At 60.6% G+C, this 26840-nt stretch carries 26 protein-coding genes; 14 read left to right on the top strand and 12 right to left on the bottom strand.

Annotated elements, in window-relative coordinates; genetic code table 11:
* Window positions 1-19: 19 nt before the first annotated feature.
* Entirely contained in the window at window positions 20-475 is a 456-nt protein-coding gene (locus tag KSS91_RS25190) for an Lrp/AsnC family transcriptional regulator (RefSeq protein WP_007994028.1), read from the bottom strand.
* 165 nt (window positions 476-640) lie between these two features.
* On the opposite strand from KSS91_RS25190, the gene yedA reads away from it, so the two are divergent.
* Window positions 641-1570, top strand: a complete 930-nt coding sequence (yedA, locus tag KSS91_RS25185) for a drug/metabolite exporter YedA (protein ID WP_217836436.1) — start codon at window positions 641-643, stop codon at window positions 1568-1570.
* Between the two features lie 78 nt (window positions 1571-1648).
* Window positions 1649-2989, top strand: a complete 1341-nt coding sequence (gene rhlE1 / locus KSS91_RS25180) for an RNA helicase RhlE1 (RefSeq protein ID WP_217836435.1) — start codon at window positions 1649-1651, stop codon at window positions 2987-2989.
* A 130-nt stretch (window positions 2990-3119) separates the two neighbouring features.
* On the opposite strand, the gene KSS91_RS25175 is transcribed toward rhlE1, so the two are convergent.
* Window positions 3120-4361: a TIGR03862 family flavoprotein gene (locus tag KSS91_RS25175; RefSeq protein WP_217836434.1), complete on the bottom strand. Its 1242-nt coding sequence runs from the start codon at window positions 4359-4361 to the stop codon at window positions 3120-3122.
* Window positions 4362-4642: 281 nt separating this feature from the next.
* The gene (locus KSS91_RS25170) at window positions 4643-5563 is read right to left on the bottom strand and encodes a histone deacetylase family protein (protein ID WP_217836433.1); all 921 of its coding nucleotides are present in this window, start codon (window positions 5561-5563) and stop codon (window positions 4643-4645) included.
* Between the two features lie 79 nt (window positions 5564-5642).
* On the opposite strand from KSS91_RS25170, the gene KSS91_RS25165 reads away from it, so the two are divergent.
* From KSS91_RS25165 to KSS91_RS25155, 3 genes are all read left to right on the top strand, one after another.
* Window positions 5643-6212 (top strand): GNAT family N-acetyltransferase, encoded by a 570-nt coding sequence (locus tag KSS91_RS25165; protein ID WP_217836432.1) that lies wholly within the window; start codon window positions 5643-5645, stop codon window positions 6210-6212.
* Between the two features lie 105 nt (window positions 6213-6317).
* Window positions 6318-7187: an acyl-CoA thioesterase II gene (gene tesB / locus KSS91_RS25160; RefSeq protein WP_104451364.1), complete on the top strand. Its 870-nt coding sequence runs from the start codon at window positions 6318-6320 to the stop codon at window positions 7185-7187.
* Window positions 7184-7777, top strand: coding sequence for an HAD family hydrolase (locus KSS91_RS25155; protein ID WP_015096935.1), 594 nt, complete (start codon window positions 7184-7186; stop codon window positions 7775-7777). Before tesB ends, KSS91_RS25155 begins: the two co-directional genes overlap by 4 nt.
* 125 nt (window positions 7778-7902) lie before the next feature.
* On the opposite strand, the gene KSS91_RS25150 is transcribed toward KSS91_RS25155, so the two are convergent.
* Window positions 7903-8862, bottom strand: a complete 960-nt coding sequence (locus KSS91_RS25150) for an alpha/beta hydrolase (protein ID WP_217836431.1) — start codon at window positions 8860-8862, stop codon at window positions 7903-7905.
* Window positions 8863-9756: a KPN_02809 family neutral zinc metallopeptidase gene (gene ypfJ, locus KSS91_RS25145; RefSeq protein ID WP_217836430.1), complete on the bottom strand. Its 894-nt coding sequence runs from the start codon at window positions 9754-9756 to the stop codon at window positions 8863-8865.
* Between the two features lie 166 nt (window positions 9757-9922).
* On the opposite strand from ypfJ, the gene KSS91_RS25140 reads away from it, so the two are divergent.
* Window positions 9923-10699, top strand: coding sequence for an IclR family transcriptional regulator (locus tag KSS91_RS25140; protein WP_015096932.1), 777 nt, complete (start codon window positions 9923-9925; stop codon window positions 10697-10699).
* Window positions 10700-10824: 125 nt separating this feature from the next.
* Window positions 10825-11709 (top strand): DMT family transporter, encoded by an 885-nt coding sequence (locus KSS91_RS25135; RefSeq protein WP_217836429.1) that lies wholly within the window; start codon window positions 10825-10827, stop codon window positions 11707-11709.
* A 63-nt stretch (window positions 11710-11772) separates the two neighbouring features.
* On the opposite strand, the gene KSS91_RS25130 is transcribed toward KSS91_RS25135, so the two are convergent.
* Window positions 11773-13110 (bottom strand): MFS transporter, encoded by a 1338-nt coding sequence (locus tag KSS91_RS25130; protein ID WP_217836428.1) that lies wholly within the window; start codon window positions 13108-13110, stop codon window positions 11773-11775.
* Between the two features lie 612 nt (window positions 13111-13722).
* Here KSS91_RS25130 and quiC point away from each other — a divergent pair.
* Together quiC and KSS91_RS25120 are read left to right on the top strand one after the other, a co-directional pair.
* On the top strand, window positions 13723-15624 hold the full coding sequence (quiC, locus tag KSS91_RS25125) for a 3-dehydroshikimate dehydratase QuiC (RefSeq protein WP_217836427.1): 1902 nt from the start codon (window positions 13723-13725) through the stop codon (window positions 15622-15624).
* 102 nt (window positions 15625-15726) lie between these two features.
* Complete coding sequence (locus tag KSS91_RS25120; protein ID WP_217836426.1) at window positions 15727-16404, top strand: TetR/AcrR family transcriptional regulator; 678 nt, start codon at window positions 15727-15729, stop codon at window positions 16402-16404.
* Between the two features lie 79 nt (window positions 16405-16483).
* Here KSS91_RS25120 and KSS91_RS25115 read toward each other — a convergent pair whose 3' ends face one another.
* The 3 genes from KSS91_RS25115 to KSS91_RS25105 form a co-directional block, all read right to left on the bottom strand.
* The gene (locus tag KSS91_RS25115; RefSeq protein WP_217836425.1) at window positions 16484-17338 is read right to left on the bottom strand and encodes a shikimate dehydrogenase; all 855 of its coding nucleotides are present in this window, start codon (window positions 17336-17338) and stop codon (window positions 16484-16486) included.
* Window positions 17339-17343: 5 nt separating this feature from the next.
* Window positions 17344-17784 carry a type II 3-dehydroquinate dehydratase gene (aroQ, locus tag KSS91_RS25110; protein ID WP_008022574.1) on the bottom strand — a complete coding sequence of 147 codons (441 nt, stop codon included), beginning with the start codon at window positions 17782-17784 and terminating at the stop codon, window positions 17344-17346.
* Window positions 17785-17924: 140 nt separating this feature from the next.
* Window positions 17925-18836, bottom strand: a complete 912-nt coding sequence (locus KSS91_RS25105; RefSeq protein ID WP_015096925.1) for a LysR family transcriptional regulator — start codon at window positions 18834-18836, stop codon at window positions 17925-17927.
* Between the two features lie 226 nt (window positions 18837-19062).
* On the opposite strand from KSS91_RS25105, the gene KSS91_RS25100 reads away from it, so the two are divergent.
* Both KSS91_RS25100 and KSS91_RS25095 read left to right on the top strand, forming a co-directional pair.
* A complete protein-coding gene (locus tag KSS91_RS25100) occupies window positions 19063-19491 on the top strand; it encodes a DUF4160 domain-containing protein (protein ID WP_217836424.1) in 429 nt (142 codons plus the stop codon).
* Window positions 19488-19946, top strand: coding sequence for a DUF2442 domain-containing protein (locus KSS91_RS25095; protein WP_217836423.1), 459 nt, complete (start codon window positions 19488-19490; stop codon window positions 19944-19946). Before KSS91_RS25100 ends, KSS91_RS25095 begins: the two co-directional genes overlap by 4 nt.
* A gap of 53 nt (window positions 19947-19999) precedes the next feature.
* On the opposite strand, the gene trmA is transcribed toward KSS91_RS25095, so the two are convergent.
* Window positions 20000-21079, bottom strand: coding sequence for a tRNA (uridine(54)-C5)-methyltransferase TrmA (gene trmA / locus KSS91_RS25090; RefSeq protein ID WP_015096922.1), 1080 nt, complete (start codon window positions 21077-21079; stop codon window positions 20000-20002).
* On the bottom strand, window positions 21076-22371 hold the full coding sequence (locus KSS91_RS25085; protein ID WP_007975781.1) for an NCS2 family permease: 1296 nt from the start codon (window positions 22369-22371) through the stop codon (window positions 21076-21078). The genes trmA and KSS91_RS25085 overlap by 4 nt, the downstream gene beginning before the upstream one ends.
* A 223-nt stretch (window positions 22372-22594) precedes the next feature.
* Between KSS91_RS25085 and KSS91_RS25080 the strand changes: the two genes are divergently transcribed.
* Both KSS91_RS25080 and KSS91_RS25075 read left to right on the top strand, forming a co-directional pair.
* Window positions 22595-23041 (top strand): DUF4879 domain-containing protein, encoded by a 447-nt coding sequence (locus KSS91_RS25080; protein WP_095965673.1) that lies wholly within the window; start codon window positions 22595-22597, stop codon window positions 23039-23041.
* 68 nt (window positions 23042-23109) lie between these two features.
* On the top strand, window positions 23110-23661 hold the full coding sequence (locus tag KSS91_RS25075) for a DJ-1 family glyoxalase III (protein WP_007975779.1): 552 nt from the start codon (window positions 23110-23112) through the stop codon (window positions 23659-23661).
* Window positions 23662-23666: 5 nt separating this feature from the next.
* Here KSS91_RS25075 and KSS91_RS25070 read toward each other — a convergent pair whose 3' ends face one another.
* Window positions 23667-24917 carry an MFS transporter gene (locus tag KSS91_RS25070; protein WP_217836422.1) on the bottom strand — a complete coding sequence of 417 codons (1251 nt, stop codon included), beginning with the start codon at window positions 24915-24917 and terminating at the stop codon, window positions 23667-23669.
* A 485-nt stretch (window positions 24918-25402) separates the two neighbouring features.
* On the opposite strand from KSS91_RS25070, the gene KSS91_RS25065 reads away from it, so the two are divergent.
* Window positions 25403-26839 (top strand): cytochrome ubiquinol oxidase subunit I, encoded by a 1437-nt coding sequence (locus tag KSS91_RS25065; protein ID WP_015096918.1) that lies wholly within the window; start codon window positions 25403-25405, stop codon window positions 26837-26839.
* Window position 26840 lies beyond the last annotated feature (1 nt).

Below are 26840 nucleotides of genomic sequence, written 5' to 3'. Positions count from 1 at the left end.
CTACAAGTTACGCGTTCGATCAAAGCTTGCCGTTGCCTTCGATATGCCCCAACGGCACTCGCTTCTCTATCGCACTGGACAACACAATCGACGTCTTGCTGAACCCGAACGTGGCGATCCGGTTGATCAGTTCTTCCAGCTCCGGCATCGAGCCCACCGCGGCTTGCATGATCACGCACGGATCGCCGGTCACCCGATGGCATTCGGTCAATTGCGGGATTTTGATCAGGTCGTCGTAGGCCTTCTGGTTGCCGTGCTGGTTCAGGCGCAGTTCGATCACGCACTGGATCGGCAGGCCGAGCTTGGCCATGTCGACCTTCGCCTGATAGCCGGTGATGACGCCACTGGCTTCGAGCTTGGCCACGCGCTCGGCCACGGCGGGGGCTGACAGGTTGACCTTGCGCGCCAGGTCCGCGTAGGACGCGCGACCGTTTTCCAGCAGGGCGCTGAGCAGCATGCGGTCGTATTTGTCCATGGTGCGACTCCTGAAAGTGGTCGGCTTTCGAAAACACGGTTTATAGCGCTGAACTCCGTGTTTTGAAAAGTGTACTGGCGCTTTAAACAGGTTTTGTAACTTATTTTCCGTCTCCAGCCTTTCTAGAATAGCCGTTCACTTGTCCTTGCCTGTGAGCTGCCCCCCATGTCCGGCCTTCGTCGCTTTCCCTTACCGTTGATCGCTGCCTTTTTCGCCTTGTACGTGATTTGGGGCTCGACTTACCTGGTGATTCGTATCGGTGTGGAATATTGGCCACCGCTGCTGCTCGCCGGGATCCGCTTCGTCATTGCCGGGACCTTGATGTACGCCTTCCTGCGCTGGCGCGGGGCGCCGGCACCGACCTGGGCGCAGTGGAAAGCCGCCGGGGTCATTGGCGTGTTGCTGCTCGCCTGTGGCAATGGCGCGGTCAGTGTCGCCGAGCACACCGGGGTCGCTTCTGGTGTCGCCGCATTGGCGGTAGCGACGGTGCCGCTGTTTACCCTGCTCTGCGGGTATTTCTGGGGCGCACGTAATACCCGTCTGGAGTGGGCCGGGATTGTGCTCGGGCTGATCGGCATTGCCATGCTCAACCTGGGTTCCAACCTGCAATCGAGTCCATTGGGGGCGGCGTTGCTGATCTTTGCGGCGGCGACCTGGGCGTTCGGCTCGGTATGGAGCAAACACTTGCCATTGCCACAAGGGGCAATGGCAAGTGCCGTGGAAATGCTGGTAGGTGGTGTAGTGCTGCTGATCGCCAGCGCGGTCAGCGGTGAACACCTGGAAAAGGTGCCGCCCATCGAAGGTTGGGCAGCCCTGGCGTACTTGACCGTGTTCGGCTCGATCATCGCCTTCAACGCCTACATGTACCTGTTGAAACACGTGCGCCCGGCGGCGGCTACCAGTTATGCCTACGTCAATCCTGCAGTGGCGGTGTTGCTGGGGATCGTGTTTGTCGGCGAGACCATCGGCATCGAAGAAGCACTGGCGATGGCTGTGATCATCAGCGCCGTGGTGCTGATCGGATTGCCGCAGTGGCGTCGGACGCCGGTTAAGCCTGTGGTGACGGTGGTGCCGACAGAATCCCGAGTGAATTAGGGTAAACTGCGCGGCATTGCATCTTGTTTTGCACACTTGTTTTGAACAACCCGCGCTGAATTTTCCTACGGTACTCCCATGACTTTCGCCACCCTTGGCCTGATCGAACCCTTGCTGCGCTCACTTGAGACGCTCGGCTACCAGACTCCGACGCCGGTTCAGGCGCAAGCCATTCCGGCGGTGCTGGCCGGTCGCGACCTGATGGCCGCCGCTCAGACCGGCACCGGCAAGACCGCCGGTTTCGCCTTGCCGCTGCTGCAACTGCTGGCCATGGAAGGGCCGAAAGTCACCGCCAACTCGGTCCGCGCGCTGATCCTGGTACCGACCCGCGAGCTGGCCGAGCAGGTTCACGAGGCCGTGCGCCAGTACGCCGAAAATCTGCCATTGCGCACCTACGCGGTGTACGGCGGCGTCAGCATCAACCCGCAAATGATGAAGCTGCGCAGCGGTGTCGACCTGCTGGTGGCAACCCCGGGCCGCTTGCTCGACCTGTTCCGCCAGAACGCGCTGAAGTTCAACCAGCTGCAAACCCTGGTGCTGGACGAAGCCGACCGCATGCTCGACTTGGGCTTTTCCGAGGAGCTGGCGAACATTTACCGCGCGCTGCCGAAGAAACGTCAGACGCTGCTGTTCTCCGCGACCTTCTCCGATGACATCCGCCTGCTGGCCGGACAGATGCTCAACGACCCGCTGAGCATCGAAGTCAGCCCGCGCAACGTGGCGGCCAATACGGTCAAGCAATGGATCGTGACGGTGGACAAGAAGCGCAAGCCGGAACTGTTCGTGCACCTGATGCGCAAGGGCAAGTGGAAGCAAGTGCTGGTGTTCGCCAAGACCCGCAACGGCGTGGACGCGCTGGTGGAAAAACTTCAGGGGCTGGGCATCAACGCCGACGGCATCCACGGCGACAAACCCCAGGCGACCCGCCAGCGCGCGCTGGATCGTTTCAAGGCAAGTGAAGTGCAGATTCTGGTCGCTACCGACGTGGCCGCCCGTGGCCTGGACATCGAAGACCTGCCGCTGGTGGTCAACTTCGACTTGCCGATCGTCGCCGAGGATTACATCCACCGCATCGGTCGTACCGGCCGCGCGGGGTCGACGGGCGAGGCGATTTCCCTGGTGTGCGCCGATGAAGTGAATCTGCTGTCGGCCATCGAGATGCTGACCCGCCAGACCTTGAAGCGGCAGAACGAGCCGGACTTCGAGCCGGAGCACCGCGTACCGGACACCGATGCCAGTGGCCAGGTCGTCAAGAAGCCGAAGAAACCGAAGAAGCCCAAGGCTTCCGGTGGTGGCGGTGGTAAACGCAATCTTGGCAAGTGGGTGGATAGCGGAGAGGTTGCACCGGCGGAGCCTTCGACCAAGCCGGTGCGCAAAGTGCCGGTGTTCAATACCGGGCCGCGTAAGCGTAAGCCTTAATAGCTTCAGCGACCGTTCGACCGCCATCGCGAGCAAGCTCGCTCCCACAGGATCCATGTCGTACACAAATTATGTGTTCACTGAAGATCAATGTGGGAGCGAGCTTGCTCGCGATTGGGGCGACTTGGTCTCAGCCCTCGCGCCGCAACCACTCCACCATCCCCAACCCCGCCGCCCGCCCACTGGCAAAACACGCGGTCAGCAGATAACCGCCCGTCGGCGCTTCCCAGTCAAGCATTTCCCCGGCGCAAAACACGCCAGGCATTTGCTTGAGCATCAAGCGCTCATCCATCGCCTCGAACAACACACCGCCCGCGCTGCTGATGGCCTCGTCCAGTGGACGGGTTTTCACCAGTGTCAGTGGCAATGCCTTGATCGCCTTGGCCAGCAAGGCCATATCGGCAAAGCACTCGGCACTGGTGAGTTCACGCAAAAGCGCCGCTTTTACCCCATCGATACCCAACTGACTGTGCAGGTGCTTGGCCATCGAGCGTGAACCTCGTGGTTTGCTCAACGCCGCCAGAACTTTATCCACAGGCCGGCCGGGCAGCAGGTCCAGATGAATCGTCGCTGTACCGTGCTGGTTGATCGCTTCGCGGATCGGTGCCGACAGGGCGTAGATCAAACTGCCCTCGATCCCGGTGGCGGTCATCACGCATTCGCCGAGCCGGGGGATGTCGTCGTTCAGGCCGATGGCGATATTTTTCAGCGGCGCGCCGGCGAATTTGCTGACCATCAATTCGCTCCAGGCCTGCACCTCGAAGCCGCAATTGCTCGGTTGCAAAGGTGCCAGTCCTACGCCGTGCTGCTCCAGTGCCTGCATCCAGGCGCCGTCCGAACCCAGCCGTGACCAACTGCCGCCACCGAGGGCGAGCAGGGTGGCATCGGCCTGAACGGTTTTTTCGCCTTCCGGGCTGTCGATGCGCAAACCGCCATGCTCGTTCCAGCCGAGCCAGCGATGGCGGGTGTGGATAACTACACCGCTGTCGCGCAGGCGCTTGAGCCAGGCGCGCAGCAGCGGTGCGGCTTTCATGTCGGTGGGGAATACCCGGCCGGAACTGCCGACGAAGGTTTCGATGCCCAGCTCGTGAATCCACTGGCACAGCGCTTCGGCGCCGAAACCGCGCAGCAGCGGGGCGATTTGCGGGGCGCGTTCGGCGTAGCGCGAGAGAAATGCCGGGTAGGATTCGGAGTGAGTGATGTTCATGCCGCCGACGCCGGCCAGGAGGAATTTTCGTCCAACCGAAGGCATGCCGTCGTACAGGTCGACCTTGATCCCGGCCTGGCTCAGCACTTCAGCTGCCATCAAACCGGCAGGACCGCCGCCGATGATGGCGACGCGGGAAGGGGAGGCGGTTGAGGGCTGGTTCATGATGAGAGCTGCGGCCTGGCTGGATAAGCCGCGCATTCTAGCAGCCCGGATCCCTGTGGGAGCGGGCTTGCTCGCGAAAGCGGAGTGTCAGATACATAGGCGTTGAGCGTGCCGACGCCTTCGCGAGCAAGCCCGCTCCCACATTTGAACTGTGGTGGTTGCAGCTGGTGGTTAAAAAACAACCAATGCTCTGTAGCCTATAGACGGCATGACCTGCAGGCCCTTTCACTCAGGTTATCCACAGGCAGCTCCACAGGCATTGTGGGTAAAGCATCCACAACTCAGTGACAACCTGATGACTGCCAGACGCGCTGCGCGCTGTGATGGAGGATGCCGTGGCGGCGGGCCAGGGCCTGGCGGTCCTTGCTGTAGCCGCCGCCGATCACCCCGACCAGCGGGATGTCGCGGCCCAGGCAATGGCGCATCACGCTTTCATCGCGGGCGGCGACGCCTTCGTCTGTCAGCTTCAGATAACCCAGGGCGTCGTCCTTATGCACATCGACCCCGGCGTCATACAGCACCAGATCCGGTTGGTAGAGCGGCAGCAGGTAGTTGAGCGCATCGTCCACCACCTTCAGGTAGTCGGCATCGCCCATGCCGTTGGGCAGCGGAATGTCCCAGTCACTTTCGGCTTTGCGTGCAGGAAAGTTCTTTTCGCAGTGCAGGGAAACGGTTACCGCTTCCGGGGTGTGGTGCAGGATTCGTGCGGTCCCGTCGCCTTGATGCACGTCGCAATCGAAGATCAGCACCCGGTTCACCCGACCACTCTCCAGCAGGTAGTGGCTGATCACCGCCAGGTCATTGAAGATGCAGAACCCGGCCGGGTAGTCGTAGTGCGCATGATGGGTGCCGCCCGCCAGGTGACAGGCCAGGCCATGTTCCAGCGCCTGCTCGGCCGCCAGCAGCGAGCCGCCGACTGCGCGCACCGTGCGCCGGGCCAGGGCTTCGCTCCAGGGCAGGCCGAGGCGGCGCTGGTCTTCGCGGGACAAATCGCCACTCATGTAGCGGTCGATATACGAAGGGTCATGGGCGAGGGCGAGAATGTCTGCCGGACACAGATCCGGGCGCAGCAGGTCGGCGTCGCGGGTCAGGCCGCTGTCCACCAGGTGATCGCGCAGCAGGCGGAACTTGTCCATGGGGAAGCGGTGATCCGCCGGAAACTCGGGACTGTAGTCTTCGTGATAAATCAGCGGCAGTGGCATGGTCATTTCATGTAGGAATGAGAGAAGGATCCTACCAGCGTTGTAGACTGGCGACATTGAAATGGAGGGGCGGGGCACGATGGAGCCAATACTGGAGCTTGAAAGCGCTCGGCTGCTGTTGCGCCAGTGGCGCGATGAAGATCTGGCGGACTTTGCGGCGATGTGTGCCGATCCGCAGGTGATGCGCTATTTTCCAGGCACTTTGAGTCGGCTGGAAAGCGCGTCATTGATCGGGCGAATCCGTGGTCATTTCGCCGAGCATGGTTATGGGCTCTGGGCCTTGCAGCGAAAGGACTCTGGCCAGTTCATCGGGTTTACCGGGCTCAATGTGGTCGGATTCGACGCGCCATTCACCCCTGCAACGGAAATCGGCTGGCGCCTGGCCCGCGAGCACTGGGGCCTCGGTTACGCCAGTGAAGCGGCGTGGACCGCTCTGCGCTGCGGGTTCGACCGCTTGCCACTGAAAGAGGTGGTGGCCTTCACGACGCAAACCAACCTGCCGTCAGAGAAAGTCATGCAGGCCATCGGCATGCACCATGACCCGGCGGATGACTTCGAACACCCGCGACTCGAAGCCGATCATCCGTTGCGTCGGCACGTTCTGTATCGCATCAGCCGCGAACAATGGCTGCAAACCTTGCATGGATAAGCTGGCACGGACGTTTACAATGGCCCCATGCTGGCCCGGGCCGGAAACTGAATCGACCGTTGCAGCCAAGACTGCGCGGCAATGTTTTGCGTGAGGAGAGTCTGAATGAGCCAAGTGTTGGAAGATCTGGTCGACTTGCTGACCCTGGAACCGATCGAGGAAAACCTGTTCCGCGGCCGTAGCCAGGACCTGGGTTTCCGTCAGCTGTTCGGTGGCCAGGTACTCGGCCAGTCGCTGTCGGCGGCGAGTCAGACGGTAGAAGAGGCGCGCCATGTGCATTCGATGCACGGCTATTTCCTGCGTCCGGGTGATGCCGGGTTGCCGGTGGTGTATCAGGTTGACCGGGTGCGTGACGGCGGCAGCTTCAGCACGCGCCGGGTGACGGCGATCCAGAAGGGCCACCCGATCTTCACGTGCAGTGCGTCGTTCCAGTACGACGAGGAAGGCTTTGAGCACCAGAGCGAAATGCCGGTTGTGGTTGGCCCGGAAAATCTGCCCTCGGAGCTGGAACTGACTCAGCAGCGCGCGCACCTGATTCCCGAGAAAATGCGCGAAAAGCTGTTGTGCCCCAAGCCGATCGAATTCCGCCCGGTGACTGAAAAAGATCCCTACAACCCGTTGCCGTCCGATCCGGTCAAGTACGTCTGGTTCCGCGCCGACGGGGCCTTGGCCGATTCGCCGGCGCTGCATAAATACCTGCTGGCCTATGCATCGGACTTCGGTCTGCTGGTCACCTCGATGCAGCCCCATGGCAAATCGGTCTGGCACAAGGACATGCAAGTCGCCAGCCTCGATCACGCACTGTGGTTCCACCAGAATCTGCGTGCCGATGACTGGCTGCTCTACGCGATGGACAGCCCGTGGGCCGGCAACTCCCGCGGATTCTCCCGAGGCAGTGTGTTCAACCGCGCCGGGCAACTGGTGGCCTCGGTCACTCAGGAAGGCTTGATCCGTCACCGCAAGGATTGGGCGTGAGCCTGGTCGACGTGCGTCACTGGGTGTTCGACATGGACGGCACCCTGACCGTGGCCGTGCACGACTTCGCAGCGATTCGCGTAGCCTTGGCGATTCCTGCCGAACACGACATCCTGACCCACCTCGCCGCACTGCCAGCCGATGAAGCCGCTGCCAAGCATGCGTGGTTGCTGGAGCACGAACGGGACCTGGCCCTCGGTTCGAAACCGGCGCCGGGCGCAGTGGAGTTGGTGCGCGAGCTGGCCGGGCGCGGTTATCGCCTGGGCATTCTCACGCGCAATGCCCGGGAGCTGGCGCATGTCACGCTGGAGGCCATTGGTCTGGCCGACTGCTTTGCGGTCGAGGACGTGCTGGGGCGTGATGAAGCACCGCCCAAGCCGCATCCGGGCGGTTTACTGAAACTGGCCGAAGCGTGGAAGGTGCCGGCAAGCGAGATGGTGATGGTCGGTGATTACCGTTTTGATCTGGATTGCGGGCGAGCGGCGGGGGCACGCACGGTGCTGGTGAACCTGCCGGATAATCCTTGGCCGGAATTGACCGATTGGCATGCGGCGGATTGTGTCGAGTTGCGGCAGATGTTGTCGGCTTGAGGAAATGGTTGGCTGATCTGACGCCTTCGCGAGCAAGCCCGCTCCCACAAGGGATTTGTGAACGACACAGATCCAGTGTGGGAGCGGGCTTGCTCGCGAAGAGGCAGGCCCAGGCACTACAAGAGTCATTCCCCAAACAACGCCTTCTGCCCCTCCGGCGAGGTAAACATCCCGTCCCCGCTATGCCCGACTCCGGGTACTTCAATCAGTTGCTGCTTCAGCCCTTGCGGTTGCAGCCGCTTCAGATAATCAAAGTAAAAACGCCCGCGCGCCAACCGATACGGCCCTTGCGCCCTGGCCTCACAGCTTTTATCCAGCGCCGGATGATTCGGGTCGGTGTCCTGCTGGCCCAGTAGGTAAACGATGTCACGCTTAAGGTACTTTTCCTGCAGTTGTGTGGGCGTTTGTCCTTCGGCGTAGGCGGGCAAATCCGCTAGCCCATACTTCCAGCGATTGAATTGCGGGCAACCGGCGTGACTGAACGCCACGGGCCGGCGCTCATCGAAATAGGCGTAGGACGACGGGTTGGCAATCACGTATCGAACCTGTACGCCGGCCGCCTCGAGGGCTGGCTGATCATGACCGAGCAACGCATAGCGCTGAACCACCTGCGCGCCCCCGGAGTGCCCGGCGATGACAATTTGCTTCACATCCGGAAACTGCTGGCGATCTCCCAGGCGGGCAATGATTTCGTCGAGCGCGGCGTAGGAACTCAGCCGAAACGGCGCCGTGGATTCGCCGCCGGCCATCCATTCATTGCCTTGCCAGCGCAAAACGGTGTCGGCCACCGGATGAACCGCAACATCGGTTTCATTGAGGAATTGCGGGGCGATCACCAGGGTCGTTGCGCTTTGCCCGGCCAGTTCGGCCGCGTGCTCACCGCTCTGCAGATAAGTTTGCGCGTTGCGCAAGCGACCGTGGAGGATGATCAGCACCCGTTCGATTTTTGCCGGGGCGGGGCTGATGCCCACCGCGATTTCACCTGATTTCAACAGCAGGCGCCCGGGACTGAGTTCCTTGACCTCATGCTCGGCGGCCTGGGACGTTGCGCAAGTAAACAGAACAACCAACAACCACTTCTTCATTTACAGATTTTTCGTCGCAAAGGTATCGCACTGGCTTACCTGGCCTTGGGCGAAACCGGTTTTGAACCAGCGCACCCGTTGCGCTGACGTACCGTGGGTGAACGAATCCGGGACCACGCGGCCCTGACCCTGTTGCTGCAAACGATCGTCACCGATGGCGTTCGCTGCGTTCAGTGCTTCTTCGATGTCGCCCGGTTCCAGCCAGTTCAGGCGCTTCTGCGCATTGTTGGCCCAGACACCGGCCAGGCAATCGGCCTGCAGTTCCTGACGAACCAGCAAACCGCCGTCGCCTTCCATCTGCCGGCCTTGTTGGCGGGCTGCCTGAATTTTTGCAGACACTCCAAGCAGGGTCTGCACATGGTGTCCGACTTCGTGAGCGATTACGTAGGCCTGGGCGAAGTCGCCCGCGGCGGAAAAGCGTTGGGACATTTCCTGGAAGAACGCCATGTCCAGGTAGACCTTCTGGTCCGCCGGGCAATAGAACGGCCCGGTGGCCGAGGTAGCCAGACCGCAGGCCGAGTTCACGCGGTTGCTGAACAGCACCAGGGTCGGGTCTTTGTATTGACGGCCGGCCTGCTGGAATATCGTGCCCCAGGTGTCTTCGGTGTCGCCGAGGATCGAGCGCACGAACTCCGCGCCTTCGTCATTGGCCGGTGGTGCCTTGCGGCTCTGGTTGGTGGCGGGCGCTGATTGCTGGTCCATTTGCCCGGTCAGTTGTCCGAGGATTTGCAGCGGATCCTGGCCGGTGATCCAGCCGATGCCGACGATCAGCAGGATCGCCGTCAGGCTCAGGCCCTTGCCACCGCCGAAGCGCATCCCACCGCCGCCACTGCCGACATCACCACCACGGGCATCGACAACGTTGTCGCTGCGTCGGCCTTTTTTCCATAGCATGTGTGAATCCTCTTCTGTTCCGGGTCACGAGCCGTGCGATGAGTGTTGCTGCCAAGTGGGAGCCGCGCCAGTCCGGTCGTCAGACTGCCGGTTGTGTGACTGGTTCCATATTTTGCTTCGTGGGGCTTCTCTTCTAGAATCAGCCAAATTTTGTTTGGGACATACCATGGCTGGCAGTCAGATCGAACGTGTCTTCAGCGTGCTGGAAAGCCTGACCGGTGAACCGCAGGGTTTGCCGATGCAGACGTTGGCCGAGCAACTGGAAATCCCTAAAAGCGCGACTCATCGTTTGCTCGCTGAACTGATTCGCCTGGGGTACGTGCGGCAGAATCCGGACAACCTGCGCTATCACCTGTCGACCAAGCTGGTGGCCATGGGCTTTCGATACTTGTCCGGCAGCGGCGCGGATATCATCCAGCCAGTGCTCGATCGTCTGGCCGGGGAAACCGGTGAGCTGGTGCGTCTGGGGGTGATCCAGGGGGAGCGCCAGGTGTGGATCGCCAAGTCCCAGGGTGCCCGTTCCGGTCTGCGCTACGACCCGGACATGGGGCGCGATGCGCCTTTGTTCTACACGGCCTCCGGGCACGCGTGGCTGGCGTGCATGAGCGATGCCGAGGCGCTGTTGCTGGTTGAGCGGCAAGGGACCGAGCTGCCTCAAGACGTCGGGCCTAATGCACCGCGTTCGAATATTGAACTGCTGGAGCGCTTGCGTCTGGCGCGGGAGCAGGGTTATGCCTGGGTCGAGGAAAGTTCAGCGGTGGGCACCTCGGCGATTGCCGCCGTGGTACGTCATCCACTGGATGGCCGGGTCATCGGCGTGCTCAGTATTGCCGGGCCAAGTGCGCGAATGCCCGGCGCGCGATTGCATGAATTGGCGCCAACCTTGTTGAAATACGCCGATGAGCTTTCACTGGCGAGCCAGGCATCAGAGTTGTTCAGTTGAACCTGAAGTCTGCTTGAATAAACAGTGTGCGGTATTCGCCCACTTTCTTGAGTCGTAGATTTCATAAAATGGAACCAGGTTCTAAATTATTTATGTCTCGCCTCAACCCATAAAAGGACTTTGTCTTGACGTCGCCCGGCAGTACCCCGCTTTCCGGCGTCAATCAGCCCTTCAAAGGGATCTTGCTGATCGTTGTCGCGACTTTCCTGTTTTCCAGCCACGACGCCTTTTCCAAATACCTCTCCGGTTTCTATCCCATTGTCATGGTGGTCTGGGCGCGTTACGTGGTTCACACCTTGCTGATGGCCGGGATTTTCCTGCCGCAGTCCGGACTCCGGGTGCTGCGTACCAAGCGGCCATTATTGCAATTGATCCGGGCATTGTGCCTGCTGGGCACCAGTCTGTTTTTCACCACGGGGCTGATGTACATCCCGCTGGCGGAGGCCACGTCGGTCAACTTCCTGGCGCCGGTGCTGGTCACCGCGTTGTCGGTGCCGCTGCTTGGCGAGCGGGTGACGCGGGGGCAATGGCTGGCGGTGATCTGCGGTTTTATCGGGGTGCTGATCATCGTTCACCCAGGGGGGGATCTGTTTACCCCGGCGGTGTTGCTACCGTTCTGCTCGGCGCTGTTTTTCTGCTTCTATCAACTGCTGACGCGCAAGCTCAGCGAGATCGACAGCCCGACCACCAGCAACTTCTTCGCAGGCCTGTGTAACACACTGGTGATGAGTGCGCTGGTGCCGTTCTTCTGGCAGACGCCGAACCTGGTGCATGGCGCGATGATGCTGGCGCTGGGGGCCTGCGGGATGACGGCGCACCTGTTCCTGACCCAGGCTTTTCGTCTCGCGGCACCGGCACTGCTGGCGCCGTTCAGCTATTGCCAGATCATCTTCGCCGGCCTGCTGGGCTGGCTGCTGTTTTCCCACACGCCGACACTGACCACCGTGCTTGGCATTGCCGTGATCTGTTGCAGCGGGCTGGCAGCGGCCTGGCAGCAAAGCCGTCGCTAAGCTGCGGCAAAACGCAGGCAAGAAAAAGCGCAGACCCGAGATCGGGCCTGCGCCGAGGGAGCATCAGACTTCTACTGTCGGAATCTTGCGCGGTGCCATGAAGTACATCCAGATCAGCGCAATGAAGTACATCGCCGGAATCATGGTGAACAGCACGGTGTAATTGTTGTTGGTGATGGTCAGGATATGGCCGACCAACTGAGTCATGAACATCCCGCCAATCGCCGCACACATGCCGCCGAAGCCGAATACCGTACTCATCATGTGCTTGGGCGTGTAGTCCATCACCAGGCTCCAGATGTTAGCTGTCCAGGCCTGGTGCGCGCCGATGGCCAGGGAGATGGCGGCTACGGCGACCCACAGATTGCTGGAGCCGGCAGCCATGATGACGCCGATGATGCAGCAGGCGAACAGGAACATGGACATCAGTCGCGCCTTGATCGGGTTGACGCCGCGACCGATCAGGAACGAGGAGAGGATGCCGCCGCCGACGCTGCCGAAGTCGGCCGTGAGGTAGATGATGATCAGCGGAATGCCCATCTGGGTCACGTTGATGCCCAGGTTGTATTGCTGATTGAGGAACGGCGGCAGCCAGTACAGGTAGAACCAGAACACCGGCGCGGTCATCGAGTAGGCGAGGGCGAAGGCCCAGGTGCCGCGCATGCGCAGGATCTTCGAGAACGGCACGCGGGATTGTTCCGGCTCGACTTCCTTCTGGATGTAGTCCAGTTCCGATTGTTTGACGCTCGGATGCTCTTCCGGGTTGAAGTACTTCAGGCCCCAGAACAGCAACCAGATCCCGCCCAGTGCCGACATGCACAGGAACGCGGCCTGCCAGCCCCATGCGTGGAGGATCAGCGGCAGCAGCATCGGGGTGACCATCGCACCGACGTTGGTCCCGGCATTGAATATCCCGGTGGCCACGGCGCGCTCGCCGGCCGGGAACCACAGGCGGGTGGTTTTCACGCAGGCCGGATAGTTGGCGGCTTCGGTCAGGCCAAGGATGAAACGGCAGACCATGAAGCCGGCCGCTGAAGTGGCCAGGCCATGGGCGCCGGTTGCCAGGCTCCAGAGCAACACCGCGCAGAAGAACACGCGCTTGACGCCGACTCGGTCGATCAAGCGGCCTTGCAGCACGAAGCCGATGGCGTAACCGACCTGGAACCAGAAGTTGATGTTGGCGTAGTCCATCGCCGTCCAGCTCATCTCCTTGGCCAGGATAGGCTGCATTACGCCCAGGGCGGCGCGGTCGATGTAGTTCAGGGTAGTGGCGAAAAACACCAGCGCCAGCATGCCCCAACGGGTTTTGCCGACCGCCATGGCGCCGCGGATTTTATCGCCGATGCCGCCAGAGGCAGCGCTCATGGCCGGAGCCATGCGTGAGCTAGGTGCAGGATTCATGTGTGCCATCCGTTCAATGACTGACAAGCGAAGCTCGTCGGGACTTCAAGGGCGCGTGATCAATCGATGGCGACGGGCGCGGTTGGACTGATCGGCTGCGTTCGTCGGGCTGACGAGTTATTCAGCGAGCGGCACGCGAGTGCCAGCGGTGCGCGGGGGGCGGATGGACGCCAGGCAAGGCGTAATGACGATTGAGTGATCGAGCAAGGCGTTGAAGGAGCGCATGAGCGTATACCCGTTTTTTGAAATTTTTATGTGGTGTTCTGGGTCTTGTTAACCGGGAACCGGTGATTCATGACCGGACCCAATGTGGTGTTGATGTTGCGCAGTGGACAAAAAATCGTCAATTCGCCAACCACCATTGTGTTCGATAATCGAACACAAAACTAACCGGATAGTACACTTTGAATTGCTGTGCGGGATCGTCAAGCCAATAATTTACCCAGGACAAACACTACCCCTGTAGGAGCTGCCGAAGGCTGCGATCTTTTGATCTTGAAAAGCGAAATCAAAAGATCGTCCGAACGCGGCCCGAGCCTTCGGCAGCTCCTACAAGGATTCGGGCGTGCGATGCCCCCTAACAAAATGGTCCCCATTACCGGGAGTCGAAATATGCAGCGTTCCATTGCCACCGTATCCTTGAGCGGTACCCTGCCGGAAAAACTCGAAGCCATTGCCGCCGCCGGTTTCGACGGTGTGGAGATTTTCGAGAACGACCTTCTCTACTACGACGGCAGCCCACGGGAAATTAAACAGATGTGCGCCGATCTCGGGATCGCCATCACCCTGTTTCAACCTTTTCGTGATTTTGAAGGCTGCCGGCGTGATCGGCTGTCGCGCAATCTGGAGCGCGCCGAGCGCAAATTCGACCTGATGCAGGAACTGGGCACCGACCTGGTGCTGGTGTGCAGCAACGCGTCGGCCGACTCCATCGGTGATGAACAGATTCTGGTCGACGATCTGCGACTGCTGGCTGAGCGTGCCGGGGCCCGTGGTCTACGCATCGGTTACGAAGCGCTGGCCTGGGGCCGGCATGTGAACACATATCAACAGGTGTGGAACATCGTGCGTCAGGCCGATCATCCAAGCCTTGGCGTGTTGCTGGACAGCTTTCACACCCTGTCGCTCAAGGGCGATCCAAGTGCCATCGCCGAGATTCCCGGCGACAAGATCTTCTTCGTGCAAATGGCCGACGCACCGATCCTGGCCATGGACGTGCTGGAGTGGAGCCGGCATTTTCGCTGCTTCCCGGGCCAGGGTGAGTTCGACTTGCCAGGGTTCCTCGCGCCGATCATCCAGAGCGGCTACACCGGGCCATTGTCGCTGGAGATCTTCAACGACGGCTTCCGCGCCGCGCCGCCACGGGCCAATGCCGCCGACGGCTTGCGCTCGTTGTTGTACCTGGAAGAGAAAACCCGCGAGCGTCTGGCGCAGCAAACCAGGCCTGCGGCCAACCCCGGGATTCTGTTCGAAACACCCAAGGCCAGCGAGTACAACGGCATCGAATTTCTCGAATTCGCCGTGGATGAAAGCCTCGGCGCCAAGCTCTCCCATTGGCTGGAGCGACTGGGTTTCGTCAAGGCCGGGCAGCATCGCTCCAAGAGTGTCAGCCTGCTGCGTCAGGGCGATATCAACCTGATCCTGAACTCGGAGCCTTACTCATTCGGCCACAGCTTTTTCGAAGCCCACGGCCCTTCGCTGTGCGCTACGGCCGTGCGGGTCAAGGACAGCGCCAGCGCACTGGCCCGCGCCGTAGCCTACAAGGGCCAGCCCTATCGCGGGCTGGTCGGCCCCAACGAACTGGAGCTGGCGGCGGTGCGTGCGCCTGACGGCAGCCTGATCTATCTGGTGGATCAACACGCCGATGTTTATGGCACGGACTTCAATCTGTACCCGCAAGCGCCGGTCAGCGGCGGCCTCAAGCGCATTGACCACATGGCCATGGCGCTGCCGGCCGACAGCCTCGACAGTTGGGTGCTGTTCTATAAGAGCCTGCTGGATTTCGAGGCGGACGATGAAGTGGTGCTGCCGGATCCTTATGGCCTGGTGAAGAGTCGTGCCTTGCGCAGTCGCGACAGTTCGATCCGCTTGCCGCTGAACATTTCCGAGAACCGCAACACCGCGATCTCACACGCGCTGTCGAGTTATCGCGGCTCCGGAGTGCATCACATAGCCTTTGATTGTGATGACATCTTTGCCCAGGTCAGCCGTGCAAAAGAGGCGGGCGTGCCGCTGCTGGATATCCCGCTCAACTACTACGATGACCTGGCGGCGCGGTTTGACTTCGACGACGATTTCCTCAGCGAACTGGCCTACTACAACGTGTTGTACGACCGCGACGCCCAGGGTGGGGAGCTGTTTCACGTGTATACCGAGCCGTTCGAGGGGCGGTTTTTCTTTGAAATCATCCAGCGTAAAAACGGATACGCCGGCTACGGCGCGGCCAACGTGGCGGTGCGGCTGGCGGCCATGGCCAAATCCCGAAGCGGAGCCATCCGTCAGGCCAAGTTGTAGGAAATTCGTAAACGCGGGATTAAACGTGGGCCGCGCGGCTTCCTTCACCGTGCCGCGCAGCCCATAATCGCCAGCCTGTGCAGTGATGGCCGTGAGCCCGCAATGACAATGACTTCAGAACTCCCCGCAGCCTCCGTAGAACCCGGTACCGAGCCGCGCAAGAGTCGCAAGAACAACCCGGAAAAGACCCGCGAAAACATCCTGCAGGAGGCAATTGTCGAATTCGTCCAGCAGGGGCTTTCCGGGGCCCGCGTCGATGCCATCGCCGAGCGCATCCACACCTCCAAGCGCATGATCTATTACTACTTCGGCAGCAAGGAGCAGCTCTACGTCGAGGTCCTGGAAAAACTTTACGGCGATATCCGCAACACTGAAAGCCGTTTGCACCTGACCGAACTGGCACCGGTGGAAGCGATTCGGCGGCTGGTTGAATTCACATTCGATCACCACGATCGCAACGTCGATTTCGTGCGCATCGTCAGCATCGAAAACATTCACAACGCCGAGTACGTGAAGCGCTCCGATGCGATCAGGGCGATGAACAATACCGTTCTCGATTCCCTCGATGTGATCCTGCGTCGGGGCGTTGAAGAGGGTGTATTCCGCGCCGGCCTGGTGCCGCTGGATGTGCATCTGCTGATCAGTTCGTTCTGCTTTTATCGCGTCTCGAACCGCCATACCGTGGGTGAGATTTTCCAGATCGACTTGCCGGATGAGCGCATCAAGCAGCGTCATCGGGAGATGATTTGCGAGTCGGTGCTGCGCTATTTGCAGGCTTGAACAGATCGCAGCCTTCGGCAGCTCCTACGTCAATCTCATTGATCTGTAGGCGCTGCCGAAGGCTGCGATCTTTTGATCTTCAGTCATTCATGCCCTGGAAATGTTCAAGCATTCTCTGGGCATCCGGCACCACGCCGCTGAACAACTCGAATGCCTTCACCGCCTGAAACACGGCCATGTTGCCGCCGTCCAGCGTCCGGCAACCGAGGGCGCGGGCGTTGCGCAGCAGTTCGGTTTCCAGCGGGAAGTAGACGATCTCCGCCACCCACAACTCGGCTCGAAGCAACTCGACCGGCACCGGCATGCCCGGCAGTTTTTTCATGCCCATCGGCGTGGTGTTGACCAGGCCGTCAGCCTGGGCCAGGGCGCTCGGCAGGTCATACCCGGCCATTGCCAGACCGACACCGAAATGCTGATTGAGGTTGTCGGCCAGATCCTGGGCGCGGCGGATGTCCACGTCAAAAATGCTCAGTTGCCGGACGCCTTCGCTCAGCAGGGCGTGGGCCACCGCCGCCCCTGCGCCACCGGCGCCCATCTGTACGACACGTTCAACGGCAACGCCTTTCAGACCCCGTCGAAAGCCCTCGGCAAAGCCCAGGCAATCGGTGTTGTGGCCGATGCGTTTGCCATCCTTGAGCACCACCGTGTTGACCGCACCGATACCGCGGGCCTCCGGCGATAGTTCGTCCAGCAGCGGGATGATTGCCTGTTTGCACGGAAAGGTGATGTTCAAACCGGTGAAGTTCATGCGCTCGGCGGCCATCAACAGGTCGGGCAGGGCGTTGCTGTCGAGTTTCAACTGATCAAGATCAATCAGACGATAGAGGTAGCGCAGCCCTTGGGCATCGCCTTCATGCTCGTGCAAGGCCGGTGTGCGGGAAGCCTGGATGCCGGCGCCGATCAGCCCGGCCAGTACCACGTTGTTCTGAGTCACGGCGATCACCCCTTCAAACGATGACTGAAGTGTTCCAGCGCTAGGCGATAGCCGTGACTGCCGAAGCCGGCCATCACCGCCGTTGCAATAGCGGATACGAACGAGTGGTGGCGGAAGGGCTCGCGGGCGTGCACGTTGGACAGGTGGACTTCGATGACTGGCAGCTCGCTGGCGACCAGGGCGTCGCGGATGGCGACCGAGGTGTGAGTCCACGCGGCGGGATTGATGACGATCCCGGCGCAGCGACCGCGGGCCGCGTGAATCCAGTCGAGCAATTCGCCCTCATGGTTGGTCTGGCGAAACTCCACCGCCAGGCCGAACTCTTCGGCGGCGCGTCCGCACAGGGCCGAAATGTCTGCCAGGGTTTCGTGGCCGTAAGTCGCCGGTTCGCGGGTGCCGAGCAGGTTCAGGTTCGGGCCGTTGAGCACCAGAACGATAGGGGACATCGGAATCTCTCCACTTATTATTGTTGGAATCGGCCAAGGTTCTCGGCCTGTGGAGATAAATTGTACTAACTAGTTAATTTGGTCAATTGAAGAGGCAGCATGCTGGCGGTTTGTGGGCGATGTTCGGACACTTTCTGTGTTCAGCGCGGCAAATGTTCCACCAGAAAATCAATGAACGCCCTCAAGCGCAGCGGTACATGCCGACTTTGCGGGTACAGCAGGGTGAATGGTCGCGAGCGCCCGCCATAGGGCTTGAGCACTTCCACCAGTGAGCCGTCGGCCAGTTCCTTTTCCACGATAAAACGATAGGTCTGAAACAATCCTGCCCCGTGTTTGGCCAGCGTCACCCCGCCCAATACATCATCGGAACAACTGAGGTTGCCCTCGGCCAGAATCTCCCGGGGCACGCCTTCATCGTTGAACAACCAGGCAATGCGCCGGCCGCTGCTGGGTAACTCGTATTGAATGCATTCGTGGTGTTCGAGGTCGTCGAGGGTTTGCGGCATGCCGGCCTGTTTCAGGTAATCAGGGCTGGCGATCAGCACCAGGGCGGCATCTTCCAACTGTCGGGCAATCAGGCCGGAATCCGGGATGGCTCGCACGCGAATCGCCATGTCGTAGCCTTCGCCGACGAAATCGATGTTGCGATTGCTGATATGCGACTCGACTTTCACCGCGGGATAGCGCGCCCGAAATTCGGGCAGCAGCGGCAGGATTCGATGATGCGCGTAGGTGGTCGGAATACTGATGCGCAAAGTACCGGACGGCACTTGCTGCTGGCCCATGACCTCGCGCTGGGCCTCGACCAGTTGCGCAAGGGCCTGGCGACATTCTTCGTAATAACGGCGACCACTGTCAGTGAGCTTCACGCTACGCGTGGTGCGCGCGAACAGCCGCACGCCCAGGCGTTCTTCCATGCGCGACACCGATCGGCTCACGGCAGCGGGCGTGACACCTGCCACCAGCGCCGCGGCAGTAAAACTGCCAGCCTCGGCGGCCAGGCAAAACAGCTCAATGCTGCCCAACTGAAGATCGTCGAATTGTCGCTGCATGATTGATGACACCGGGGATCAAATGAAAAAGCTGGATCAGTAATTATCAGCTGCCAGCTCTGTAAAGAAAGGATTTCTTACCAATTCGCGCGGTGTTCGGCAGACCCGGGAAGCACCAGAACGCTAGCCTGAAGACGGAGGAAATGATTCGGCTGCCAATGCCAGCGGTCGGATTTTCCAGGGAATGTCGGATCCTCGGATTCAAAAACCTAACGGATGGGTTAGCATGAAGGTATGCAGTTTCAAAGGGCAGTCGGTAGTGATCATGTTGCGAGACGAGCATTGTCCGCCTCATGCGCATGTTGAAGCGGGTACGTGGAGTGCGAGATTCAGGTTCAGCTTTTGGCTTAAAGGTGTCGAGCTCTGGGATGTCGTTCCGCTTTCGCGTCGGCCGCCATTGGCGGTGCTTGAGGGTTTGCGCCAATCGCTCAAGCAACCTGCCCATTTGCGACGCGCCCGCGGCATCTGGTGGCGAAAACTACAAACGGCCTGTCTTGATAATCAACTATGGGACTGGCAAAGCAACGAAGTCGTTGTTGTGAAAAGGGTGGCCAGCACGACCAATATGATTGGATCGGCTTGCTACGTACCTGAATTGAACAAGACATTGCTGTCCCTGATCGGTGCACAGGAAAGTGTGGAGATCGAGTTATGAAAACGATAAAAGCCAAGGTTCTGGCCGATAATCCCGTAACGGAAAGTAGTCTGGACAAAGCCATTGAACGGGGCGAACTACGTAGAAAAAATAGCCTGCAAGCGACAGCGGTTACCTACCTGGCTCCCTGTCTGGCCCCTTGTCTGGCCGTCAGCTTCGAAGACGGCAGCGGCGTACTGTTGCCTGTGGCCAATTATCCGGAGTTCGATGATTTTGAGCCGAAGGACTACGCCAGTCTGACTGTCGGCTATGCGGGGACTGCACTGTGCCATGAAGGCAAGGACCTGCATGTGTCTATCGCCGGGATGATTTCTGCGAGCAAGCCGCTGATGGCCATGGCGGCCTCGGTCGTCGCTTCACGCAATGGTCGCCAGAGCAGCGCCGCAAAGTCTGAAGCCGCGCGGGCCAACGGCAGGAAAGGCGGGCGCCCGCGCAAGGTCGATGTTGTCGTGTAAGTGCCCACAAAAAGCCGTCGTGAAGACGGCTTTTTTGTGCCTGGCAGATGCCATCAACGCCGGGTCAGCATCACTCCGGATTCCATGTGATGGGTCCACGGGAACTGGTCGAACATCGCACACCGGCTGATGCGGTGGGTGTCGTGCAGTTGGGCGATGTTGGCTGCCAGAGTCTCCGGATTGCAGGAGATGTACAGGATGTTGTCGAAGCGCCGGGTCAGCTCGCAGGTGTCCGGGTCCATGCCGGCGCGGGGCGGGTCAACGAACACGCTGCCGAACTCGTAGCTCTTGAGGTCGATGCCGTGCAGGCGGCGGAACGGACGCACTTCGTTCAGGGCTTCGGTCAGCTCTTCGGCGGACAAGCGCACCAGGGTGACGTTATCCACAGCGTTTTCGCTGAGATTGCTCAGCGCCGCGTTGACCGAGGTCTTGCTGATTTCGGTGGCGAGCACTTTGCGTACGCGGGTGGCGAGGGGCAGGGTGAAGTTGCCGTTGCCGCAATACAGTTCCAGCAAATCATCTGCGCGATCCCCGAGCGCATCGTACGCCCAGTTGAGCATCTTCTGGTTCACCGTACCGTTGGGCTGGGTGAACGCGCCTTCCGGCTGGCGGTAGCTGAAGGTGCGGCCGCCGACGTCCAGTTGCTCGACCACGTAATCGTGACCGATGACTTCGCGCTTGCCCTTGGAGCGACCGATGATGCTGACGTTCAGGTCCGTCGCCAGTTTTGAAGCCGCCGCATGCCAGTGCTCGTCCAGCGGACGGTGATAGCACAGGGTGATCATTGCGTCGCCGGCCAGCGTGGTCAGGAATTCCACCTGGAACAGCTTGTGGCTCAGGGCCGCACTGGCTTGCCACGCGGCCTTGAGCTGCGGCATCAACTGGTTGATGCGCAGGCTGGCAATCGGGAACTCTTCGATCAGGATGGGCGTACGTTTGTCTTCCTGGGAAAACATCGCGTAATGCCGCTCGCCGGCCTCACGCCACAGGCGGAACTCGGCGCGCAGGCGGAAGTTTTTCAGCGGCGAATCGAAAACGGCCGGCTCGGGTGCATCGAACGGGGCCAGCAGGTCACGCAAGCGCGTGACCTTTTCTTCGAGTTGAACGGCATAGGCCTGGGAATCAAAAGTCATGCGTTGAACCAACCCAGCTTGATCACGAACAGAATCGACAGGATCACCAGCGCCGGGTTCAGCTCACGGCCACGACCGGACATCAGCTTGATGGCGGTCCAGGAAATGAAACCGAAGGCGATGCCATTGGCGATGGAGTAAGTGAACGGCATTGCCAGCGCGGTGATCACCACAGGCGCGGCGACGGTAATGTCGTCCCAGTCTATTTCGGCCAGGCCGGATGTCATCAGCACGGCGACGAACAGCAGGGCCGGTGCAGTGGCGAAGGCTGGAACACTGGCGGCCAGTGGCGAGAAGAACAGCGCCAGCAGGAACAGGATCGCGACGACGACGGCGGTCAGGCCGGTGCGGCCACCGGCACTCACGCCAGCGGCGGATTCGATGTAGCTGGTGGTGGTCGAGGTGCCCAGCAGGGAACCGGCCATGGCTGCGGTGCTGTCGGCGATGAGCGCGCGGCCCATTTTCGGCATGTGACCGTCCTTGCCCATCAGGCCGGCACGCTTGGCAACGCCGATCAGGGTGCCGGAGTTGTCGAACAGGTCGACGAACAGGAAGGCGAAGATCACGCTGACCAGACCGATGTCCAGTGCGCCCTTGATGTCCAGTTGCAGGAAGGTCGGGGCCAGCGACGGCGGCATCGACATCACGCCGCCGAACGGGGTGAAGCCCATCACGATCGAAACGATGGTCACCACCAGAATGCCGATCAGCACCGCACCGCGTACGGCAAGGGCCTCAAGTGCGACGATCAGGGCAAAACCGAGGGTGGCGAGGATCGGAGCCGGTTGTTTCAGGTCGCCGAGGCCGACCATGGTCGCCTGGTTGCTGACCACGATGCCGGCGTTGTGCAGGGCGATCAGCGCCAGGAACAGGCCGATACCCGCAGCAATGGCCGAACGCAGTGGCAACGGGATGCTGTTGATGATCCATTCACGGATGCGGAAGATCGACAGCAGGAAGAAACACACTGCCGAGATGAATACCGCGCCGAGCGCCACTTGCCAGGTATGGCCCATGTGCAGGACCACGGTGTAGGTAAAGAAGGCGTTCAGGCCCATGCCCGGCGCGAGGGCGATCGGGTAGTTGGCGATCAGGCCCATGGTCGTCGAGCCGATGGCAGCTGCCAGACAGGTGGCGACAAACACCGCGCCCTTGTCCATGCCGGTCTCGCCGAGGATGCTCGGGTTGACGAACAGAATGTAGGCCATGGCCAAAAAGGTCGTGACGCCCGCCAGAATCTCGGTCCGCACGTTGGTGTTGTGTGCCTTGAGTTGAAACAGCCTTTCCAGCATGTCTGCTCCCCGTGGCGCGCCGGGCGCCGTGAATGTATCGACCTCAACAGCAAAGCACAGGCAGCAGAACGCGCCTGGAAATTACTGTGGGCCGGAAAAAGCCGCGCATCATACCAGTAGCTTGGGAATATGGCTGCTTATGGCGGTGATCGTCGTCGATGTTTTGCGACAAAGCCAAGTGCGCCATACTGCGCGCTGGTTTTTCGGGGGTGGAAAGGACTGCATGAAAAGGCGTCTGGTTAGCGTGTTCGGCGTATTGATGGCGTTGCTTCTCGGGGCGCAAACGGCCACGGCGGCATCGGCCCCGCCATTGAGTCAATTGAAAGTGCTCAAAGTCGCGTCGCCGTCCTGTGGCGTTGAAAATATCGACGAAGGGCAAACCCGGACGCGCTGCGATCACAATGGCCCGAACATCACGGTGTACGTGCTGGAAGTGGGTTACGGGCGTGAGGCCCATGTCGCCCTGGACGGTTTTGAAGTGAATGGCACCCGCACACCGGTCTGCGCGTTCAAGAACGGCAACCTGACCAGTTGCACCCCCGGGGAAAAAACCGTCGGCTATTTGTATGCACTCGATCTGGCGGGTAAGCAGGAAGGCACATTGACCTTCAGCAATACCTCGATCAATGCGCCCGGCAATACGATGTCGACGCAGCTTTACATCCAGTAGCCACATGTCTCGAACAAGGCGCGGGAAAGCTGACTACGCTTAAAAGATCATTCCGTGGACAGTACCTGATGACCTTTAGAGCCTTGATTGCCCTCGCCGAGGGTACCGATGACCTGCAGACCGTGACCCTGATCGACGTACTGCGTCGCGCCAAAATAGAAGTGGTGGTGGCCAGTATCGAAGGGCGGCGCATGCTCACTTGCGCCCGCGGCACTCGGCTGACGTCCGATGCCATGCTGGTGGACTTGCTGGCGCAGCCTTTCGACCTGATTGCCTTGCCGGGGGGCGCCGTGGGGGCGCAGCACCTGGCAGCCCACCAACCCCTGCAACAATTGATCAAGGACCAGGCGGCAGCAGGCCGCCTGTTCGCCGGCATCGCCGAAGCGCCCGCCGTGGCGCTGCAAGCCTTTGGCGTTTTGCGTCAACGGCGCATGACCTGCCTGCCATCGGCCAGCCATCAACTGTTGGGCTGTAACTTCGTCGATCAACCGGTAGTGGTCGATGGCAATTGCATCACCGCCCAGGGCTCGGCTGGCGCATTGGCATTTGCCCTGGCGCTGGTGGAACAACTCTGTGGAAAAGCCACGCGTGCGGCGGTGGCGGGGGAGTTGTTGGTGTAGCCCGCTTAGACTTTCGCCTCTTGCTTCTCTTCATCTTTAGCCACGTGCATGCGATCGCGGCTGGCCAGGGTCGGGAACAGTTTGACCCACACCCCGGTCACCACCAGCGTGCCGATCCCGCCCATGACCACGGCTGGCACGGTGCCGAACCAGTGGGCAGTCAGGCCCGATTCGAATTCGCCCAACTGGTTCGAGGCACCAATGAACAGACCGTTCACAGCGCTGACCCGGCCGCGCATTTCGTCCGGGGTTTCCAGTTGAACGAACGATGCGCGGATCACCATGCTGATCATGTCTGCCGCGCCCAACACCACCAACACCGCCAGGGAAAACCAGAACGAGGTCGACAGGCCGAACGCGATGGTTGCCACGCCGAAGATGCCCACGGCGGTGAACATCACCCGCCCGACGTTGCGCTCCACGGCAAACCGCGCCAGGAACAGCGACATCAGCAGCGCACCGACTGCCGGTGCCGAGCGCAACAGGCCCAGCCCCCACGGGCCGGTCAGCAGAATGTCCTTGGCGAACACCGGCAGCAGTGCCGTGGCACCCCCCAATAGCACCGCGAACAGATCGAGGGAGATCGCCCCGAGAATGTCCGGACGACTGCGGATGAAGCGGATGCCCGCGAGCAGTGAATCCAGCGTGGCCTTGCCCTTGTTCAGCGGTGTTTGCCGGGCCGGCAGGTTGAGCATCAGCGAACAGGCGATGACGTACAGCAGCACCGTCGGGCCATACACCCAGACACTGCCGAAGGCGTAGAGCAAACCGCCGAGGGCCGGGGCGACGATGGTGGCTGATTGCTGGGCCGATTGTGCGGCGGCCACGGCCCGGGGAAACAGCGCGCTGGGTACGATGCTTGGCAGCAGGGCCTGGGTGGTCGGCATTTCAAAGGAACGCGCGGCACCGAGCAGGAAGGCCAGGATGAAGATCATTTCCCGAGTGACATGGTCGGTCGCGCTGCCAATGGCCAGCGACAGGGCGATCAATGCCTGCAAGGACTGGCAGATCGCCGCGACCTTGCGCCGGTCATAGCGGTCGGCGACGTGTCCTGTGTGCAGCATGAACAGCACGCGCGGGACGAACTCGACCAAGCCGACCAGACCCAGGTCGAGCACATTGCCGGTCAATTGATACAGGTTCCAGCCGATGGCCACGGTGAGCATCTGGAAGCCGCTGGCGGTAAAGATCCGGGCCAGCCAGAACGCGAGAAAAGGGCGATGGTGACGTAACAGCAAGGGCTCTTGGCTGGGCATCTGCGGGGAAATCTGGGGAGAGGGGAACAGCGAGATTATCACCAACCTGTAACAAGAAGTTGCCATGACTAAAAATTTAGTTAGCCAGACATCGATTTTCCTGTGGGAGCGGCGGTGCGACGATTCGACTTGCTCGCGAAGGGGGCATCAGCTTCAACATCAATGTTGACTGACACTCAGCCTTCGCGAGCAAGCCCGCTCCCACAGGAAATGTATTTCAGCTCGTGACCAAGGCCATGAGGCAACTTGTCACGCGGCAATAGACCACGCGGTTCATCCCCGAAATTGGGACTACTCTTTCAACGTTGATTGATCCAGATCAAAACCCGCAAAAGGAATTAATCCGGCGGCCGCAAGGCCAGATTCCCTGCGTTGTGATGCGTGCAAAAAAAAGAACAAACAGAGATTCGCCACACTCCATATCCGTGGGGGCCGTGGGTGCAGGCTTCCAGCCAGCAGCCGTACTACCTGACAGAGGAAGACTTATGTTCGGTTTAGAGGCACTTGATCTCGCCCGAATTCAGTTCGCGTTCACCATCTCGTTCCACATCCTGTTTCCGGCCATCACCATCGGCCTGGCGAGTTACCTGGCGGTACTCGAAGGCCTATGGTTGAAAACCCATAACGACACCTACCGTGACCTCTACCATTTCTGGTCGAAGATCTTTGCCGTCAACTTCGGCATGGGCGTGGTTTCCGGCCTGGTCATGGCCTATCAGTTCGGTACCAACTGGAGCCGCTTCTCGGACTTCGCCGGATCGGTTACCGGGCCGTTGCTGACCTATGAAGTGCTCACGGCGTTCTTCCTCGAGGCGGGGTTCCTGGGGGTCATGCTGTTTGGCTGGAACAAGGTCGGGCGTGGCCTGCACTTCTTCGCCACCGTGATGGTGGCCATCGGTACGCTGATCTCGACCTTCTGGATTCTCGCGTCCAACAGTTGGATGCAGACCCCGCAGGGTTTCGAGATCGTCAACGGGCAGGTCATACCCACCGACTGGCTGGCAGTGATCTTCAACCCGTCGTTCCCCTATCGCCTGATGCACATGGCCACTGCGGCGTTCGTAGCCACGGCCTTCTTCGTGGGGGCCTCTGCGGCCTGGCATTTGCTGCGCGGCAAGGACAACCCGGCGATCCGCAAAATGCTCTCGATGGCCATGTGGATGGCATTGATCGTTGCGCCGATCCAGGCGGTCATCGGCGACTTCCACGGCCTCAATACACTTGAGCATCAGCCGGCGAAGATCGCCGCGATCGAGGGCCACTGGGAAAACAAGGGTAACGAAGCGACTCCGCTGATCCTGTTCGGCTGGCCGGACATGAAGGAGGAAAAAACCAGGTTCGCCGTCGAGATCCCGTACTTGGGCAGCCTGATCCTCACGCACTCCCTGGACAAACAGGTGCCGGCGCTCAAGGAGTTCCCGCCTGAAGACCGGCCAAATTCGACCATTGTGTTCTGGTCGTTCCGGATCATGGTGGGCCTGGGTTTGCTGATGATCTTCACCGGTTTGTGGAGCCTGTGGCTGCGCAAGCGTGACACCCTCTACACCTCGCGGCCGTTCCTGTACCTGGCGTTGTGGATGGGGCCGTCAGGCCTGATCGCGATCCTCGCCGGCTGGTTCACCACCGAAATCGGCCGTCAGCCGTGGGTGGTCTACGGCCTGATGCGCACGGCGGATGCGTCGTCCAACCATAGCGTCATGCAGATGAGCATCACCCTGATCCTGTTCGTCGTGGTGTATTTCGCCCTGTTTGGCGCCGGTCTTGGCTACATGATGCGCCTGGTGCGCAAGGGGCCGAAGATCGACGAAGGCAAGGAAACCAACGACGGAGGCCCAGGCCAGAAACGCACACCGGCCCGTCCGCTGTCCGCAGCCGATGACGATCACACCGATGCCGGCCACAGCCTGACCAAGGAGATTTGAA

It is taken from the genome of Pseudomonas azerbaijanorientalis, assembly GCF_019139795.1.
In the GTDB taxonomy this organism is placed as follows: Bacteria; Pseudomonadota; Gammaproteobacteria; order Pseudomonadales; family Pseudomonadaceae; genus Aquipseudomonas; species Aquipseudomonas laurylsulfatiphila.
This window is presented reverse-complemented; position numbering and strand designations above follow the sequence as displayed.